Source organism: Actinoplanes sp. TFC3 (assembly GCF_001553785.1).
Classification (GTDB): domain Bacteria; phylum Actinomycetota; class Actinomycetes; order Mycobacteriales; family Micromonosporaceae; genus Actinoplanes.
The window spans coordinates 2603947-2624342 of the sequence record NZ_LOJP01000001.1; the positions used below are offsets into that span (position 1 = coordinate 2603947).

Annotated in this window: 1 protein-coding gene; it reads left to right on the top strand. The window is 71.5% G+C overall.

The genetic code is table 11. From position 1 onward, the window contains the following. Positions 1-149 precede the first annotated feature (149 nt). Positions 150-20396 (top strand): SDR family NAD(P)-dependent oxidoreductase (locus tag TFC3_RS36950; protein ID WP_067499144.1); only part of this gene is annotated, 20247 nt, incomplete at its 3' end.

Genomic DNA, 20396 nt, shown 5'->3' on the forward strand with positions numbered 1-20396 from the left:
TGGTACGTCCACCGGCTGCGGTCCGGGCGATGCGGCCCGCGCAGTGCACGGTTGAATACATCATGCCCTGAGCGATAATGGTGCCGCTTATCGGTGGTGCGCTGTGCGCGTACTACGCCGATTGAGATATACCCGGATGGTTGCCTTTTATGCGCGAGAACGATGTCGCTGTCATTGGCATGGCATGTCGCTTTCCCGGTGCGGACAACTATCGGCAGTTCTGGGACAACCTGAGCCACGCCCGCAGCGCCATCGGCGCCGTCCCGGCCGATCGGTGGAACACGGCCGACCGCGGTGACGGCTCGCTCATCAGCCGGTGGGGCGGATTCCTCACCGGCGTCGACGCCTTCGACGCCGCCTTCTTCCGGCTGTCCCCTCTCGAGGCGCAAAGCATGGACCCGCAACAGCGCATCATGCTCGAACTCGCCTGGTCCTGCATCGAGGACGCCGCCATCGCCCCCAGCTCGCTGGCCGGCACCGGCGTTGGCGTCTTCCTGGGCACCTTCAACCTGGACTACAAGGACCTGTACGAACGCCAGGTCGGCGACCTGCCCGCGCACCACTCCACCGGCACCGCCACCGCAGTCGTAGCCAACCGCATCTCCCACGTGCTCGACCTGCGCGGACCCAGCGTGGCCGTCGACTCCGCCTCCTCGGCCTCCCTGCATGCCGTGCACCTAGCCGTGCAATCCGTGCAGCGCGGCGAGTGCCGGGCCGCGCTCGCCGGCGGCGTCAACCTCATGCTCACCCCGGCGCGGCACCTGTCGTTCGCCAAGGCCGGCATGCTCTCACCCACCGGCACCTGCAAGGCCTTCGACGCCACCGCCGACGGCTATGTGCGCGGCGAGGGCGCCGGGATTGTGCTGCTCAAGGCGTTGCCGGACGCGGTCCGCGACGGCGACGACATCCTCGGCGTCATCAAGGGCAGTGCCGCCAACCACGCCGGTCGCACCCGCACGCTCACCTATCCCAGCGCCGACGCCCAGGCCGCGGTGATCGCCGAGGCCCTGCGCCGCGCCGAGGTGCCGCCGGGCTCGGTGAGCTACGTCGAAGCCCACGGCACCGGCACCCCGGTCGGCGACCCGGTGGAGGTCGAAGGGCTGATCGAAGGCTTCCGCCGCGCCGGGGCTGGCACCGGGCAACCCTGCGGGCTGGGCTCGGTCAAGACCAACATCGGGCACCTCGAGGCGGCCGCCGGGATCGCCGGGCTGATCAAAGTCCTGCTCGCGATGCGCCACCACACCCTGCCCGCCACGCTGAACCACCAGCACCTCAACCCCCGGATCTCGTTCGCCGGAACCCCGTTCTTCGTGGTCGACGCGACCCGCGAGTGGCCCGCCGACGGTGGACCGCGCCGCGCCGGGGTCAGCTCCTTCGGCTTCGGCGGCACCAACGTGCACGTGGTGCTGGAGGAGGCGCCGCCGTCCGCGCCCGCGCCAAGCGACCCGGCGCCGGCCCACCTGGTCTGCCTGTCCGCCCGCACGCCGGAGGCCCTGGAGCAGCGCGGGCGGGACCTGAACGCCTGGCTGGACGAGGCGGGCGAGGTCGACCTGGGCGCCCTGAGCGCCACCCTGCTCACCGGTCGCGACCATTTCCCCGTCCGGGCCGCCCATGTGGTACGCGACCTTGCGGAACTGCGGGCGGTGCTTGCCGGAAACAATGGCGGCGACCAGGCCCCTGCTCCTCTGCGGGATAAGGCGCGTGACTATTGCGCCGGGGTGGATCCGGCGGCCATAGCCGACGGTATCGCCGCGTCCGGGCGACCGTTGCGGCTGCCGGCCTATCCATTCCAGCGCCACCGTTTCTGGATCACCCCGGACCCATCATCGCAACCGCCGGCCCCCGGCGCCGCATCGGAGCCGGAAAGGAATACCGGAATGCCGCAGATCGAGGAACTGCTCGAGTGCGATCTCGAACAGATCGCCATGAGCGTTCTGCAGCTCAACAACGGGCGCATCCATTCCAGTGACAAAATGGCCGACCACGGATTCGATTCCATCGCCAATACCCGGCTGGCCGTGGAGATCGCCGAGCGCTACGGCGTGAAGATCACCCCGGATGTGTTCTACAGCCATTTCACCCTCGGTCAGCTCACGCAATTCCTGCTCCGCGAGCACGGCGATGCCCTGGCCCGCGCGTATGACGAGCAACCCCCGGCGGCAGCGCCCGCAGCACCGGCGGCAGCGCCCGCAGCACCGGCGGCAGCGCCCGCAGCGTCGGCGGCAGCGCCCGCAGCGTCGGCCGCGGGGCCGGTAGACCCGCCGTCGAAGGAAGCGCCGCCGGTTGGTCGCGGCGCCCCCGCCGACGAGAAGGACGTGGACGCGGGCAAGATCGCGGTGATCGGCATGAGTGGCCGGTTCCCGGGTGCGCGCACGGTCGACGAGATGTGGGAGTTGCTCGCCGAAGGGCGCACCGCCGTCGGCCCCCTGCCCGCCGACCGGCTGGCCACCTGGCGGCAATTTCCCGGCGTGGACACCGAGGACATCCGCGGCGGCTGGCTGCCCGGTGCCGCCGAGTTCGACCCGATGTTCTTCGAAATCTCCCCGGCGGACGCCCAGCGCATGGATCCGCGCCAGCGGCTGCTGCTGCAGGAATCCTGGCGCGCCCTGGAGGACGCCGGGTACGGCCCGCACCGGCTGAGCACTCAGCGCATGGGCATGTTCGTCGGTGCCGAACAGGGCGACTACCAGCACCTGACCGGCGACGAGGAAACCCTGATCTCTGGCCACGACGGCATCCTGGCCGCCCGGCTGGCCTACTTCCTGAACTTCTCCGGGCCGGTGCTCAGCCTCAACACCGCCTGCTCTGCCGGGCTCGCCGCCGTGCACCAGGCCTGCCTGAGCCTGCGCGCCGGGGAATGCGACACCGCCCTCGCCGCCGGGGTCAACATACTGACCACCCCGCAGTTCTACCGGCACGCCACCGCCTCGGGCATGCTGTCGCCGGACGCAACCTGCTCGGCGTTCGGGCGCAACGCCAACGGCATGGTGATGGCCGAGGCGGTCGCCGTGGTGGTCCTCAAACCGCTGGCGAAGGCGCGGGCCGACGGCGATCGCATCGACGCGGTCATCAGCGCCAGCGGCCTCAACTACGACGGGCGCACCAACGGCATCACCGCGCCCAGCCAGCAGGCCCAGACCCGGCTGCTCGACACGGTGTACCAGCAGTTCGAGGTCGACCCCGCGCAGATCGACCTGGTCATCGCGCATGGCACCGGCACCCCGCTGGGCGATCCCATCGAGCTCAACGCGCTCGGCGAAATCTACGGTCGCTCCACCGACCGCGCCGGGCAGTGCGCGCTGATCTCCACCAAGCCGGCCTTCGGGCACACCCTGGCCGCCTCCGGCGTGCTCAGCCTGATCGCCCTGGTGCAGGCGCTGCGCCACGAAACCATCCCGGCGAGCCTGCACTGCGCCGAGAACAGCGAGTACATCGACTGGTCGCGCAGCCCGTTCGTCGTCAACAAGCAGCCCCGGCCGTGGCCGCACAGCCCCAGCCGGCGCCGCCGCGGTGCGGTGAGCGCCTTCGGGATCAGCGGGACCAACGCCCACATCGTCGTGGACAGCGCACCGGCCGATGATCGGCGCGCTGTGGACGTACCGGCGGCGGGGTGTCTTCTGGTTCTGTCGGGCAAAACGGCCGAAGCGTTGAGCGCTCAGGCCGCGGATCTGCTCGCCGCTCTGCACGGCAGGGCAGACGACGACCTCGCGGGAATCAGTACGACGCTGCTCACCGGCCGCCACCACTTCGCGCACCGCTGCGCCCTGGTCGTCACCGGCATCGAGCAGGCCGAACGGCTGCTGGAGCGGGTGCTGCGCGACGAGCGCGACCCGGCGATCATCCGCGGCACGGTGACCCGCGACTTCCGCGCCCAGCCGCTGCTGGCCGGCTACGGCAACGAACTGCTCACCCGCGCCGGTGACCCGGCCCGCGCTGCCGGTGAGCAGCGCGAGATCCTGCGGGCGCTGGCCGACCTGTACTGCCAGGGCTACGAACTGCAGTGGACCGACCTGACCGGGGGGACCGGGCCCGCAATCCGGCTGCCCGGCTACCCGTTCGCCAGAGAGACCTACTGGGCCTCCCGGACAACACCCGAGCCGCAGGACGTGACCGAGGCGCTGCACCCGCTCCTGGACCGCAACACCTCCACGGTGACCACTGTGGAGTTCAGCAAGACGCTGAGCCGTGAAGCGTTCTATCTGCGCGACCACGTCGTCGACGGCAAGATCCTGCTGCCCGGCGTCGCGCACCTGGAGATGGCGTACGCGGCCACCCGGCTGGCCACCGGCGCCCCGGCCATCGTGCTGCGCGACATCATCTGGGGCCACCCGATCGTGCTGGACGAGGCGTCCACGACGGTGCAGATCAGCCTGACCCCCGGCCGCGGCGCCGCCGTGGACTACCAGATCCACCGCGGCACCGGCGACACCCGCACCACCTTCTCGCAGGGCCGCGCCGAGTACGCCGAGCAGCACGACGGGTTCGCCCCGGCCACCCTCGACCTCCCCGCCATCCAGGCCCGCTGCGTCTCGCAGATGCCCAACGCCGGCATCTACCCGTACCTCCGCGACCTCGGCTTCGGCTACGGGCCCACGTTCCAGGCCATCGAAACGCTGCACCAAGGCGACACCGAGGCCCTGGCGAAGATCGTGCTGACCGCCGGGCTGGTGGCCGGCGCGCCCCGGTTCACCATGCACCCGTCGGTCTTCGACGCCGCCCTCAACACGTTGCGCGGCATCGGTACCCAGGACGATGTGCTGCGTATCCCGTTCAGCCTGCAAACCCTCGTGGTCTTCGCGCCCATGCCGGCCGTCGCCTACTGTCACGCCACCATCAACCGCGTCGCCCGCGACGGCGCGATCAGCGTCGACCTGTCCATCACCGGCGAGGACGGGGTGGAGTGCGTGCGCGCGATCGGGTTGGTGTTCAAGGAGTTCAGCGCGGCCAAGGACGGCAAGGTCCTGCACTATGTGCCGCGCTGGCACGAGCAGCCGCTCGCCGGATCGTCACCGCAGCCTCCGACCTCGGCGCTGGTGGTGCTCGGCGGCGACGAAACCGCCGCCGCGGCGCTGCGATCGGCGCACCGGGGCCGCCTCGTGCACGTGCAGCATGGCCCCGGATACGCCGAACCGGCCGCGGACACCTACCGCGTCGACCGGCACAGCGCCGCCGACCTCGACCGGCTGATCCGGACGCTGCACCAGCGCGACGGCCTGCCGCCGGTGCTGGTCAACCTGTGGTCGCTGACCGGTGACGGCGAGGATCCCGGCGCTCAACTGCTCACCCTGCTGCCGCTGTTCAAGGCGGTGCACCGGCTCGACGGCGACGACCCCGTGCACCTGCTGTCGGGCCTGCCGGTCGAGCCCGGCCCCGCCCGGCTGGCCGGTGAGGCCCTCAACGGCTTCGGCAGGGCCATGACCACTGTCAACCCCACCATTCGGCTGAATACCGTGCAGGTCAACACCGCCGGAGACCCGGCGGCGATCGCCGCGGACATCCTCACCGAGGTGCGAGCCACCCAGGGACCCACCGCCCGCGGCGGGTACGAGGCCCGCTACACCGACGGCATGCGCTGGGAACGCGGCCTGCACTACCGCGGCACCGGCCTCACCGTCCCGGACACCGCGCCGCTGAAGGAAAACGGCGTCTACCTGATCACCGGCGGCACCGGCGCACTCGGCACCCACTTCGGCCGTTACCTCGCCGAACACTGCCGCGCCCGGCTCGCCCTGCTCGGACGCTCCCCGCTCGACGACAGCCGCCGCGCCCGGCTCGCCGAGCTGGAAGCCGCCGGCGCCGAGGTGTTCTACCAGGTGTGCGACGTGGCCGAGCGCGACGATGTGCGTCGCGCGCTGAACGCCATCCGCGCCCGTTTCGGCACCATCGACGGGATCCTGCACGGCGCCGGCGTGGCCGGGGACACCCCCGCGTTGGCGAGCAGCCCGCAGCAGGTCAGCGCTGTGCTCGCCCCGAAGGTCCACGGGGTGCGCCACCTCGACGAGCTGACTGCGGACGTACCGCTGGACTTCTTCATCATGTTCTCCTCCATCGCCGCCCAGGTCGGCGACTTCGGGCAGGGCAGCTACGCGGCGGCGAACCGCTACCTCGACGCGTACGCCGAATACCGCGACCAGCAACGCCAGGCCGGACTCCGCCACGGTCGCAGCATCGCGATTGGATGGCCGTACTGGGCCGACGGTGGCATGCTCGGCGACCTGGAGCAGGACGGCGAAGCACGCACCCTGTACCACGACGTCTCCGGGCTGCGCGCCCTGTCGACGCCGGAGGGGCTGGACGCGTTCGCGGCGATCCTGGCCGGCGAGCAGACCCAGGTGGTACTGGCCAAGGGCGACCGCAGCAAGATCGAAAAGGTGCTGCGCGTGGGCCAGTCCGCCGCGACCTCGCCTGCGGCCCCGGTGGTGGCCGTGAAGGCGACGGTCATGGAGGTAGTGGCGGAGGGCGGGGGCGAGGACCTGCACGCGCAGGCGGCCGGCTACCTCAAGGCCAAGTTGTCCGAGGTCTTCAAGATCCCGCAGAACCGCATCGACCCGGTCGCCGAACTGGGCGAATACGGCATCGAGTCAATCCAGATCATGGAGCTGATGCGGCGGCTGGGTAAGGACTTCGACGCCATTCCCGGCACGCTGTTCTTCGAGTACCGCACAATTCAGGAGCTGGCCGGGTACTTCGTCGCCGAGCAAGCCGAGCGGCTGCGGTCGTTGCTGGGCACCACACAGACCCCGGCCCCGGCAGCGGTCCCGGCGGCGGCAACCCCGGCGCCGCGGGCGGTAACGCGGGTCAGTGCCCCGGAGCCCGCGGCCCAGCAGCAGCGGGCGGGCGGGCGCAGCCGCGACATTGCGATCATCGGCATCAGCGGGCGCTACCCCGGGGCTCGTGATCTCGACGAGTTCTGGGACGTGCTCGCCAGCGGCGCCGACTGCATCGAGGAGATCCCGGCGCACCGCTGGGACAAGGACAAGCATTATGACCCGGAGAAGAAGCCCGGCAAGACGTACAGCAAATGGGGCGGCTTCATCGACGGTGCCGACGAGTTCGACGCCCTGTTCTTCGCCATGTCGCCCAAGCAGGCAGCCCTCACCGATCCGCAGGGCCGGCTGTTCCTGCAGTCGGCTTGGGAGGCCATGGAGGACGCCGGCTACACCCGGGACTCGCTGACCGGTGACAAGGCCCGCAAGGTCGGCGTCTACCTCGGCATGATGTGGAACGAGTACCAGCTGCACAGCACGCAGGACGTGGTGCTCTCCGACCGGGCCGCGGCCTCCAACGCCGTGTCGTACTTCCTCAACCTGCACGGCCCCAGCCTGACCGTTGACACCGCCTGCTCCTCATCGCTGTACGCCATCGCGATGGCCGTCGAGGCGATCCGCAGCGGCAGCGCCACCATGGCCTTCGCGGGCGGCGCGAACCTGTCGCTGCACCCGAACAAGTATGTGTCGCTGAGCCAGATGAACTTCTTCTCCACCGATGGGCGGTGCCGCTCGTTCGGCGCGGGTGGCAGCGGCTACGTGCCCGGCGAGGGTGTCGGCTGCGTGTTGCTCAAACCGATGGACGCCGCGGTCGCCGACGGGGACCACATCTACGGCGTGATCCGCGGCGTGGCCACCGACCACGGCGGCAAGACCAACGGCATGACCGTGCCCAACCCGCTGGCGCAGGGCGAGATGGTCGCGGCAGCGCTCGCCGACGCCGGGATCTCCGCTGAGGACGTCAGCTACATCGAGGGCCACGGCACCGGAACCCCGCTCGGCGACCCCATCGAGATCAACGGGCTCACCCGGGCGTTCCGCCCGCACACCGACCGGCGCCAGTACTGCGCCATCGGGTCGGTCAAATCCAACGTGGGTCACCTGGAAGGCGCGGCGGGAATCGTTGCGCTCACCAAGGTGCTGCTGCAGATGAAGCACGGCATGATCGCGCCGTCGTTGCATTCCGGCAAGCTGAACCCGTACATCGACTTCTCCACCACGCCGTTTCGCGTGCAGCAGGACCTCGCCCCCTGGACTTCGCCGCGCATCGCCGGGGTTTCCTCCTTCGGCGCGCACGGCGCCATCGCGCACCTGATCATCGAGGAGTACGTGCCTGAGCCCCGGCCGGCGGTGGGCACCGGCGAACCCGAGCTGATCGTGCTGTCTGCCAAGGACCGCGACCGGCTCGCCGAGAAGGTCCGCGACCTGCACCGCGTGCTCGCCCAGCAGCCGCGCGATACCGGGCTTGCCGACATCGCCTGGACGTTGCAGGCCGGCCGCGAGGCGATGGAGGAACGCCTGGCGCTCGTGGTTGCCACCGCCGGGGAGCTGAGCGACCGGCTCGCCGGCTACCTCGCCGGTGACGACACGCTGACGGCGGCCAGCATCCGCGATCACAAGGACACCGTGGCGGCATTCCGCGACGAGCAGGACCAGCGCGCGGCGCTGCACACGTGGATGGAAACCGGCCAGCTCGACCGGCTGGCGGAGGTGTGGACCCAGGGCGTCCCGGTCGACTGGACCGCGCTGCCGCGCACCGCCCGCCCGCGGCGCGTCTCGTTGCCCACCTACCCGTTCGCCCGTGAACGGCATTGGCTGACCGCACCCGAGCCGCAGCACTTGGAAACACCTGCGCCCACACCTGCGCCCGTTGAGGTGCCGCTGCTCACCTTTGTTGAGGACTGGCAGCCGCAAACCGCCGATACGGCCGGCGCCGACCGGATCGTGAGCATCGTGTGCCTCGGCGTTGCGGGCGAACATCAGACGGAAATCCTTGACGCCGTACGAGCGCAGCACCCCGCCGCGACCGTCAGCTTCGACCTCACCGCCGCCCCAGCCGCGGACACGGTGTTCGACCTGTCCGCCCTGCAACCCGGCGCCACCCTCAGCGACCTCGGCCCGCTGGTGCACACCGTCCAGGCCATCGCCCGGGCCACGACCCCGGTGCGCCGGCTGCTGATCGCGGGGGAATACCGCGACGGCCTCGACCGCGCCCACCTGGAAGCGCGCATCGGCTTCGAACGCTCACTCGGCCTCGTGCTGCCGCAGCTGAGCACCGCCGTGGTGATCGGCGAGCACACCGATCCGGCCCGCCCCGCGGGGTACGGCGGCTGGATCCGGCGCCCGCTCGCCGAGGCCCGCACCGCGAAACCCGTCAGCGTGCTGTTCCGCGCCGGGCAACGCTTCGTCAAGCGGGTCCGCCCTGCCGCGCCGCTGCAAGCCGGGGACGGCCTCAAGCGCGGCGGCACCTACCTGATCACCGGCGGCTGCGGCGGCCTCGGCATGCTCGTCGCCACCCACCTCGTGACCCACTATCAAGCCTCCATTGTGCTCACCGGCCGGTCGGCGCTGGACGCGGACCGCCAGCGCAAACTCGATGCCCTGCGCTCCCTGGGCGGCCGGGTCGAGTATCTGCCCGCCGATGTGGCCGACCCGCAGGCCATGGCCGGGGTTGTCGCCCAGGCCCGGCGCCGCTTCGGCGCGTTGCACGGGGTGGTGCACGCCGCCGGGGTGCAGGGCCAGCAGAGCATCCTGGACAAGGATCCGGCCGCCCGTGAGATCCTCGCCCCAAAAATTGACGGTACGCAGGTGCTCGACCAGGTTCTGAGCGGTGAGCAGCTCGACTTCGTCTGCTACTTCTCCTCCACCGCCGCCGTGCTCGGCGACTTCGGCTCGTGTGACTACGCGATCGGCAACCGCTTCCAGATGGCCTACGCCGCGCACCGCGACGAGCAGGTCGACGCCGGGACGCTGACCGGACGCACGGTGGTCATCAACTGGCCGCTGTGGCGCGAGGGCGGCATGGGCTTCGACGACGGTGCCACCACGATGATGCTGCGCTCGACCGGGCAGCGGCTGCTCGACACCGACGCCGGGCTGGGCCTGTTCACCACGCTGCTGGCCCAGCCGACCGGCCAGCACCTCGTGTTCGCCGGTGAACCCGAGCGCCTGCACCAGGTTCTCGGGATCAGCGACACCGCCGTTTCCTCCGAGGGGAGGCACGACGATCTCACCGCGGACCTCCGGCGCATCATCAGCGACGTCCTTGCGGTGGCACCCGAGCGCATCTACGAGGACGACAACCTCGCCGACTACGGCTTCGACTCAGTCAGCCTGGCCACCCTGGCCGCCCGGCTCAGCGAGCACTTCGGCCTGCAACTCACCGCCGTGGTGTTCTACGGCCAGTCCACCCTGGGCAAACTGCGCGACTACCTGGCCCGCGAGCACCCCGCCCAGCTCGAGGCGCTGTACCGGAACGCCGCCCCCCACCACGAGCACCACGAGCACGCCGAGGAGCGCCCGGAAAGCGCCGGGGACGACGAGGCTGTCGCCGTTATCGGGATGAGCGGGCGGTTCCCGGGTGCCCGCGACGTCACCGAGCTGTGGGCCGCCCTGGCCGAAGGCCGCGACCAGGTGCGATCCGTGGACGCCGAGCGACTTGCCTTATGGGGGGAGCCGGCCGATAGCGCGCTGCGGACGTACCGCTTCGGTCAGATCCCCGGACCCGCCGAGTTCGACCCGCTGTTCTTCGAGATCTCGCCCAAGGAAGCCGTCACCATGGACCCGCGGCAGCGGCTGCTGCTGCAGGAATCCTGGCGCGCCCTGGAGGACGCCGGGATGGCGCGCGGCTCCCAGCGCACCGGCATGTTCGTCGGCGCCGAACAAGGCGACTACGCCGACCTGTCCGGCGGCGACGGCGTGCTGACGGCCAACCACGATGGCATTCTGGCCGCCCGGCTGGCGTACTTCCTGGACTTCAAGGGCCCGGTCATGGCCCTCAACACCGCCTGCTCGTCGGGGCTGGTCGCCGTGCACCAGGCCTGCCAGAGCATCCGGCAGGGCGAGTGCGACACCGCGCTGGCCGCCGGCGTCAGCCTGATCGCCGCCCCCGGCGTGTTCCACCGCACCCAGCAGGCGGGCATGCTGTCACCCGATGGCACCTGCTACGCCTTCGACAAGCGTGCCAACGGCATGGTGCTCAGCGAAGCCGTAGCCGTGGTCGTGCTCAAGCGCCTGTCCGCCGCCGTGGCCGACGGCGACCGCATCCACGCCGTCATCCGCGGCAGCGGCGTCAACTACGACGGCCGCTCCAACGGCATCACCGCCCCCGACGCCCCCGCCCAGACGGACCTGCTCACCGGCACCTACCAGCGCTACGGCATCAACCCCGCCGGCATCGACCTGGTGCTGGCCCACGGCACCGGCACCCGGCTGGGAGACCCCATCGAGATCGCCGCGCTCACCGAGGCGTTCCGCCGGCACACCGACCGCCGCCAGTTCTGCGCGCTGACCGCCGTCAAATCCAGCCTCGGGCACACCCTGGCCGCCTCCGGCATCGTCAACCTGATCGCCGCGATCCAAGCCCTGCACCACGACACCATCCCGGCCAGCCTGCACTGCGAGCAGCAGAGCGACTACGTCGACTGGGCGGCCAGCCCGTTCTTCGTCAACCAGGCCAACCGCAGCTGGCCACAAAATCCCGAGCGGCCCCGGCGCGCCGCGCTCAGCTCGTTCGGCATGAGCGGCACCAACGCCCACCTCGTTATCGAGGACCACCCCCAGCCCGCCCCGGCCCCGGTGAACGCACCCGCGTACCTGCTGGTGCTCTCGGCGCGCACCGAGCAGGCCCTGCGGCAGCGGATCAGCGACCTGCTCACCCACCTCACCGGCCCGACCGTCCCGGACCTCGCCCGGGTCAGCGCCACCTTGCTGGAGGGCCGGCACCACCTCACCCACCGGTACGCCCTGGTCGCCGCCACCCTCGACGAAGCGACCCGGCTGCTGCGCTCGGCAACCGGCGCCCCCGGCGGCGTCGTGCCCAAGGGCTGCACCCCGGACCCCGAAGCCGCCCAGCGCTGCGCCCACCTGGCCGAGCGGGCCGCAACCGGTGACCCCGTCGGCCGCATCGAGGCCCTGCACGAGCTGGCCCACCTCTATTGCCAGGGTCACACCATCGACGCCCGGCGCCTGCTGGGCGGCACCCGCGTCCCGCCGGTGTCGCTGCCTGGCTACCCGTTCGCTCGCAAGCAGTTGTGGACCCGCACCCGCCCGGCCGGGTTCTTCGTCACCGACCATGTCGTTGCGGGCACCCCGGTGCTGCCCGGTGTCGCGCACCTCGAACTGGCCCGTGCCGCCGCCGCCGGACAGGCCACCCAGGCCAGCCTGCGCGACGTCGTGTGGCTGCGCCCGATCACCGGCACCGAACCGCTCGACGCCCGCGTAGAGCTGGACCCGGCCGGCGCAGACGGCACCCGCTACCGGGTGCTGACCACCACCGGCGGCACCCCCGTGGTAAGCAGCCAGGGCCGGGTCGTACCCGTCGGCACCACCGAAGAGGCAAGCCTGGACCTGCCCGCCCTGCACGAGGCGTGCGGCGCCTACCGCATCACCGCTGACGAGTGCTACGCCATCTACCGCCGCCGCGGCATCGACTACGGACCGGCCTACCGCGGGGTGGCGCAGATCCTCGTCGGTGACGCCCAGGTGCTCGCCGAACTCCGGCTGCCCGCCGAGCTGGCCGGCACGCTGGACAGCTACGGCCTGCACCCCAGCCTGCTCGACGCCGCGCTGCAAGCCTCCACCGGCCTGCCCGGGGGCACCGACGCCACCGCGCTACCGTTCGCGGTGGAACGCCTCGACCTGCTGCGCCCGCTCACCGCGACCGCGTGGGCGTGGGTGCGGCCCAGCGCCGCCAGCAACCCGGCGGCCATGACCGGCAAGCTCGACATCGACGTGTGCGACGCCGAGGGCCGGGTAAGCGTCCGGATCCGCGGGTTCAGCGTGCGCCCGATGCCGCTTGCCGAACCCGCCGAACCTGCTGAGTCTGAGTCTGAGCCTGCCGGCGCCGCGGTGCTGATGCACCCGCGGTGGGTGCCGGCCACCCCGCAAGGAAGCGCCCCGGCCGGGCCCATCCTGCTGGTGGGCGACGATCCGGCGGTGCTGGGCGGCGCGCTGACCGGCGACCCGAAGGTACGAACACTGCTGCTGCGCGCCGAGGACACCATCGACACCCTGCGCGCCCGGCTGACCCGCGACGCCGCCACCGTTGAGCACATCGTGTGGATCGCCGGGGGCACCGGCACCGCACCGCTGCTCACCCGACAGGAGAACGGGCTCTACCCGGGCTTCCGCATGCTCAAAGCACTCCTCGAACTCGGTGCGCACAAGCGGACGCTGCACTGGACCGTGATCGCCGTCGGCAGCCAGGCGGTCGGCGACTCCGAGGCGGTGGATCCCGCCCCGGCCGGTGTGCTCGGGATGATGGCCTCGGCGGCCAAGGAGATCCCCGGCTGGTCAGTGCGGCTGGCCGACCTCAGCGAGGTTTCCGATGCCGAGCTGCGACAGGCGTTCACCGTGGACGCTCAGCCGGGTGGGGGGCTGTGGGCGTACCGGAAGGGTAGTTGGTGGCGGCAGACGCTGGCGCCCGTGCCCTCCGGCGCGACCTACGCCGACTTGCCCTACCGCGACGGCGGTGTCTATGTGATCGTCGGCGGCGCCGGTGGGCTGGGCAGCGCCTGGACCGAGCACCTGCTGCGCCATCACCGCGCCCAGGTCATCTGGATCGGCCGCCGTGCGGAGGACGACACCATCCGCGGGCACATCCGCGAGCTCGCCGCCCTCGGCCCGGCACCCTGGTACGTGCAGGCCGACGCCGCGGACCCCAGTGAGCTGCAGAGCGCGGTGACCGCCATCAAGGCCCGCTTCCCGCGCATCAACGGGGTCGTGCACTCCGCGATCACACTCGACGACCAGAGCATCGCGCGGATGAGCGAAGAGCGATTCCGGGCCGCCGTGCGCGCCAAGGCCGACGTCAGCGTGCACCTGGCCGACGCGTTCGCCGGCGAACCGCTGGACTTCCTGCTGTTCTTCTCCTCGCTCAACTCGTTCCTGCGTTCGGCCGGGCAGAGCAACTACGTCGCCGGCAGCATGATCGAGGACGCCGTCGCCCACCAGCTCACGCAGCGGCTGGCCTACCCGGTCAGGACCATGAACTGGGGCTACTGGGGCAGCGTGGGCGTGGTCGCCGACGCGAGCTATCAGCGGCGGCTGGCCCTCAACGGGTTCGGCTCGATCACCCCGGCCGAGGGCATGGCCGCCCTCGACGTGCTGCTGCGCAGCTCACACCACCAGCTCGCCCTCACCAAGGACAGCACCACCGGGCAGCCCCCCGATCCCCGCGAGCAGCAACTGCAGCGGGTCGCGGATGACTCCGGCGAGGCTCGAGGCTACACCGATGAGCTGCTGTGCGAGCTGCTGGCCGCCCAGCTACGCGCCGCCGGGCTGATGACCTCGGACCGGCCGGTGGCGGGACCCGGGCGCCGCTGGCTGGAGCAGAGCATGCGCTACCTGAACGCGTACAACGCGGAGACGGCCGGGGAGGCCGAGGCATGGCGGCGCTGGGAGGCGATCAGCCGGGAACGCTCGGACAGCCCGTACGTGGCCCTGCTGGACCGGACCCTGCGGGCGCTGCCCGATCTGCTCACCGGCCGGATCCCCGCCACCGACGTGCTGTTCCCGGGTTCCTCCTTCGACCTCGTGGAAGGCATCTACCGCCGCTGCGCCAGCGCCAGCGCGCTCAACGAGATCGTGGCCGCCGAAGTCGAAGCCGTGATCGGGCGCCGCGACGGGGTGCGCATCCTGGAAATCGGCGCCGGTACGGGCGGCACCACCGCCACGGTGCTCTCCCGGCTGAACGGGCGCTCCGCAGCGGTCGCGGAATACCGCTTCACCGACGTGTCGCAGCTGTTCCTGCGCCGGGCCCGCGAGGAATTCAGCGACGCCCATCCGTACCTGCGGACCTCGCTGTTCGATGTGGAACGTGACCCGGCCGCTCAAGGCCTCACCGGCCCGTACGACATCGTGCTGGCCACCAACGTCCTGCACGCCACCCGCGACACCCGCGCAGCCGTGCGCCACACCCGCTCCCTGCTCGCCGACGGCGGCGTGCTGGTGCTCAACGAACTCGCCGCCGGCTCGCTGTTCCTGCACCTCACGTTCGGGCTGCTCGACGGCTGGTGGGCCGGGCAGGACAGCGACCTGCGCCTCGACGGCTGCCCCGGCCTGGCCCCCGAAACGTGGCGCAGCGTGCTCACCGGGGCCGGCTTCGACGCGGTGAGCTTCCCGGCCGAGGCGGTGCACCGCCACGGCCACCAGATCGTCGTCGCGCGGGCCGCGTCCGCTCAGCCACCGGCCGCGGGGCGCAACGTCGAGGACCTCATCATCGCTCGGTTGCAGGAGGCGCTGGGCGTGGCGGCCGAGGAGTTGCACGTCGACGACTCGTTCGCCGACTACGGCGTTGATTCGATCACCGCGGTGGACCTCGTGCAGTCGATCGGGGCGGCGCTCGGAGTGCCGCTGAGCACCACGGATCTGTTCGACCACGGGTCCATCCGGCAGCTGGCTGCGTACGTTTCCGCGACCTGGCCCGCGCCGGCCTCAGCTCCTGCTCCTGCCCCCGCTCCGGCCCTCGCTCCGGCTCTCGCTGCCGGGTCCAGTAATGACATCGCTGAGCTGATCATCGGGCGGATCCGGCAGGCACTGGGACTCGACCGCTCCGAGTTCGCCGCCGGGGACTCGTTCCGCGACTACGGCGTAGACTCCATCCTGGCGGTGGAGCTGGTGCAGGACCTCAACCGGGAACTGGGCATCGACCTGGCCACCACCGACCTGTTCGACCACACCTCGGTTGACGCGCTCGCCGACTACGTGGCCGCCACCTACCCCGCCGTCACCACCGCCACCACCGCGCCGGCCGCCATCGAGGCAACACCCGAACCCGAGCCGGTGTCTGGGCACGAACCCATCGCCATCATCGGCATGAGCGGGCGCTACGGGCGCGCCCAGGACACCGCGCAGCTGTGGCAGCACCTCGCCGCCGGTGAGGAGATCGTCGGCCCGATCACCCGCTGGGATCTGTCCCGGCACCACGCGGCCGGCGAGCCGTTCTGCAACGCTGCCGCCATGCTCGACGACGTCGACCTGTTCGACCCCCTGTTCTTCGCCATCTCCGGCGTCGAGGCCACCTTCATGGACCCCCAGCAGCGCCTGGTGCTGGAAGAATCCTGGAAAGCCCTGGAGGACGCCGGGCGTGCGGGCGCCGGCATCCGGGACCAAGCCGTGGGCATCTACATCGGTACGCAGGTCAGTGACTACCTCACCGCCTCGCACCCCGACCTGCCCGCCCAGGCCATGTGGGGCAACGCCGAAGCGGTGATCCCGGCCCGGGTCTCCTACTACCTCAACCTGCGCGGCCCGGCCGTCGCCGTTGACACCGCCTGCTCGGGCTCGCTGGTCGCCATCCACCTCGCCGCCCAGGCGTTGCGCTCCGGCGAGATCACCATGGCGCTGGCCGGCGGCGTGTCCGTGCAGTGCGCCCCCGACTACTACCTGGCCGCCGAGAAGGCGGGCATGCTCTCGCCGACCGGGCACTGCCACACCTTCGACAACCGCGCCGACGGCTTCGTGCCCGGCGAGGGCGTCGGCGTCGTCGTGCTCAAGCTGCTGCGCGACGCGATCGCCGACGGCGACCACGTGCACGGCGTCATCCGCGCCTCCGGGCTCAACCAGGACGGCACCTCCAACGGCATCACCGCCCCCAGCGCCAGATCGCAGGAACGGCTGATCCGCGACGTGTACGACACCGCCGGGGTGAACCCGGAGCAGATCCAGCTCGTCGAGGCCCACGGCACCGGCACCAAGCTCGGTGACCCGATCGAGTTCCAGGCGCTCACCCGCGCGTTCCGCCACTACACGGAACGCACCGCGTTCTGCGCGCTCGGCTCGATCAAGACCAACATCGGGCACGCCGCCCCGGCCGCGGGCGTCGCCGGGCTGTTCAAGATCTTGCTCGGGATGCGGCACCGGGAGATCCCGCGCACGCTGCACTTCGACCGGCTCAACGAGCACATCGCCGGGGACAACAGCCCGTTCCGCATCGCCACCGAGCACCAGCCGTGGCCCGCCGGACCGGACGGACGCCGCCGGGCCGCGCTCAGCTCCTTCGGTTTCAGCGGCACCAACGCGCACCTGGTCATCGAGGACGCCCCCGCCACCACCCCGGCCCGCACCCACCGCCCCGGCTACCTGATCGCGTTGTCCGCGCTGTCGGCGGAGCAACTGCGCACCTGCGCTGACCGGCTGCTCATCCACCTGCGCGAGCACCCCGGCACCGACCCCGGCGATGTCAGCCTGACCCTGCTGCTGGGCCGCCGGCCCTGCGAGCACCGCCTCGCGTTCGTGGCCGCCGACCTGACCGCCATCACCGACCGGTTGCAGCGGTGGCTGACCGGCGACCAAACCGCCGACCCGGCCGCGGTGAACAGCACCGACGCGCAGCAAAGCCTGGACCACTGCGCCCACGGCGCCGGCGACGACACCGCATACCTGCGGCACCTGGGCGTGCTCGCCGACCACTTCCGGGCAGGCGGCGACCTCGACTGGGCGCGGCTGTTCGACGGCACGCACCGGCGGACCCCGTTGCCCACCTACCCGTTCGCCCGGCAGCGCTACTGGCACACCACCACCCCCGCACCGGCCGTCGAGCCGGCCGTCGACGCGGTCACCGAACCGCCGGCAGACGACGACCATGTCACGCTGACCCCGGTCTGGACCCGGCTGCCCACCACCGCCGAGGACAGCGCCCCCACGGGGCCTGTTGTGCTGGTCGGCGGCGATGAGAGCCTGCGGGCATCCTGCCCCGCCGCGGTTGTTCTCACCGACCTCGACGAGGTGCGGCGCGTCGGGGACATCGAGCACATCGTATGGGCCGCAACCGGCGACGCCGGGGAGCCAGTGCTGCACCGCGTCGAGGACGCCCCGATGGCGTTGTTCCGGCTGATCCGGGCGCTGCTGGACCTCGGCTACGGCGACCGGGCGCTGCGCTGGAGCGTGGTGACCCGTCAGGCGCATCCGGTGCACCCGGGTGAGGCGATCGACCCGGCCGGCGCTGCGGTGCTGGGCCTGGCCGGGGTGCTGGGCAAGGAGTTCCCTGACTGGCAGGTGCGCCTGCTCGACGCCGGATCCGGGGACACGGTGACGGCCGCGATGCTGTGGCGTACGAGCGGACCGGAGCTGGTGGCGGTGCGCGACGGCCACTGGTTCCAGCGGCGCCTGGCCCGCACCGAGCTGACCGCCGCCGCGTCCTCGCCGTACCGCGACGGCGGGGTGTACGTGGTGCTCGGCGGGGCCGGGGGCCTCGGCCGGCTATGGAGCGAGAATGTCATCCGCCGGCACCGCGCGCAGCTCGTGTGGATCGGGCGCCGGGAAGCCGGCGACCCGGTGCACGCCGCGATCGAGCAGCTCGCTGCGCTCGGCCCGGCCCCGGTGTACCTGCGCGCCGACGCCGCCGACCGCAATGCCCTGCACGCCGCGTACACCACCATCAAGCAACGCTTCGGGCGCATCGACGGCGTCGTGCACTCCGCGTTCGGGGTGGTCGACCAGAGCCTGAGCAACACCACCACCGAGCAGTTCCGGCACGGGCTGACCGCCAAAATCGACGCCACCGTGCACCTGGCCGAGGTGTTCGGCGCCGAACCGCTGGACTTCCTGCTGTTCTTTTCCTCGATCGCGGCGTTCAGCACCACCATGGGCTACTGCAGCTACGTCACCAGCAACGCCTTCGAGGACGCCTTCGCCCGCCGGCTCGCCGCCACCCGCAGCTACCCGGTGAAGGTGATCAACTGGGGTTACTGGGGTGCCGTCGGCAGCGGCCTCGACGTCCCGGCGCACGTTCGGGAACGCTTCTACCAGCAGGGGTTCGGCGACATCACCCCCGCGCGGGGGCTGGATGCCGTGACCGGGTTGCTGGGCGCGCCGGGGGACCAGATCGCGTACCTCAACGTGCGGGACCCGCGCGGCTTCGAAGCCCTGACCGCCGGCGTCACCGCACCACCCGCCGTGCCAAGCGAACCCCTCGCCACCGCGTTGCCCGCACGCACCGAGGACGTGGCTCGCGCCCGCACCGGCCTCAAAACCCAGCGCGACGCCCTCGACACCGCCCTCGCCCGGCTGCTCTACGCCGAGCTGCGCACCCTCGGCTGGCTCGGCACCGACCCGGTCAGCGCCGACACCTTGCGCCAGCGCCATGGCATCACCGGCACCTACACCCGCTGGCTCGACGAAGCCCTGCGAGTGCTGACCGCCGCCGGGCTGATCCAGCAGCACACCGGCGGCTACGCCGTCGCACCCGCAGCCCCGGCCCCGGACGAGGTGCAGCGGCAATGGCGGGAGCAGCTGCGCGGATGGGCCAGCGACCCCGCCCTGCAATCGTCGGTCGAGCTGGTCACCCGGACCGTGCCGGTGCTCACCGGCATCCTCACCGGCCGGGTGTCCGCCGTGGACGTCATCTTCCCCGGCTCCTCACTGCAGTACGTCGAGAACGTGTACCAGGGCAACCCGATCGTCGACCACTTCAACCAGGTGACCGCCGACAGCGCCACCGAACTGATCCGCCGCCGGCTCACCACCGACCCGGGCGCCCGCGTACGCATCCTGGAGATCGGGGCAGGGACCGGGGGCACCACCGCCACGGTGCTGCCCGCCCTGCGCCCGCGCGCCGGACACATCAGCGAATACTGCTACACCGACCTGTCCCGGGCGTTCCTCGTGCACGGCCGCCAGCAGTTCGGCGCCGACCACCCGTACCTGCGCTGCGAACTGCTGGACGCCACCCGGCCGGTCGCCGCGCAGGGCTTCGACGAGGGCGGCTACGACCTGGTCATCGCCACCAACGTGCTGCACGCCACCCGCGACGTCCGCGAGGCGCTGCGCAACGCCCGCAGCCTGCTGCGCCCCGGCGGCGCCGTGCTGATCAACGAGATCGCCGGGCACACCGTCTTCGGCCTGCTCACCTTCGGGCTGCTGGACGGCTGGTGGCTCTACGACGACGCCGAGATCCGCGAACCCGGCGGTCCCGGGCTCAGCGCCGGCATGTGGCAGTCGGTGCTGGAATGGGAGGGCTACAGCGGCGTCGAATTTCCCGCCGCCGGCGCCCACGACCTCGGCCAGCTCGTCGTGGTCGGCCGGCAATCCGGCGAGACTCCGGCGGCGACGACGGAAACGGTCGCACCGGTCAGCAGCGAGGCCGACGTCGAGGCGTACCTGAGAACCATCATCGCCCGCACCCTGATGATCCCGGCCGCATCCATCGTGGCCCGTGAGCCGCTGGCCACCTACGGACTGGACTCGATCCTGGTCATGCAGCTCACCAACGCGCTGCGCAAGGATCTCGGCGAGTTCGCCAGCACCCTGTTCTTCGAATACCGCACGGTCGCGGCGCTGGCCGAGCACCTGCGCGCCACCAAGGCCACCGAACTTGCCGCGCTGCTCGGTCCCGCCCAGCCCGCCGCACCCGTGGTTACCGCACCTCAGCCCGCCCCGGTACGTCCACAGCCCCCCGCCCGCGACGAC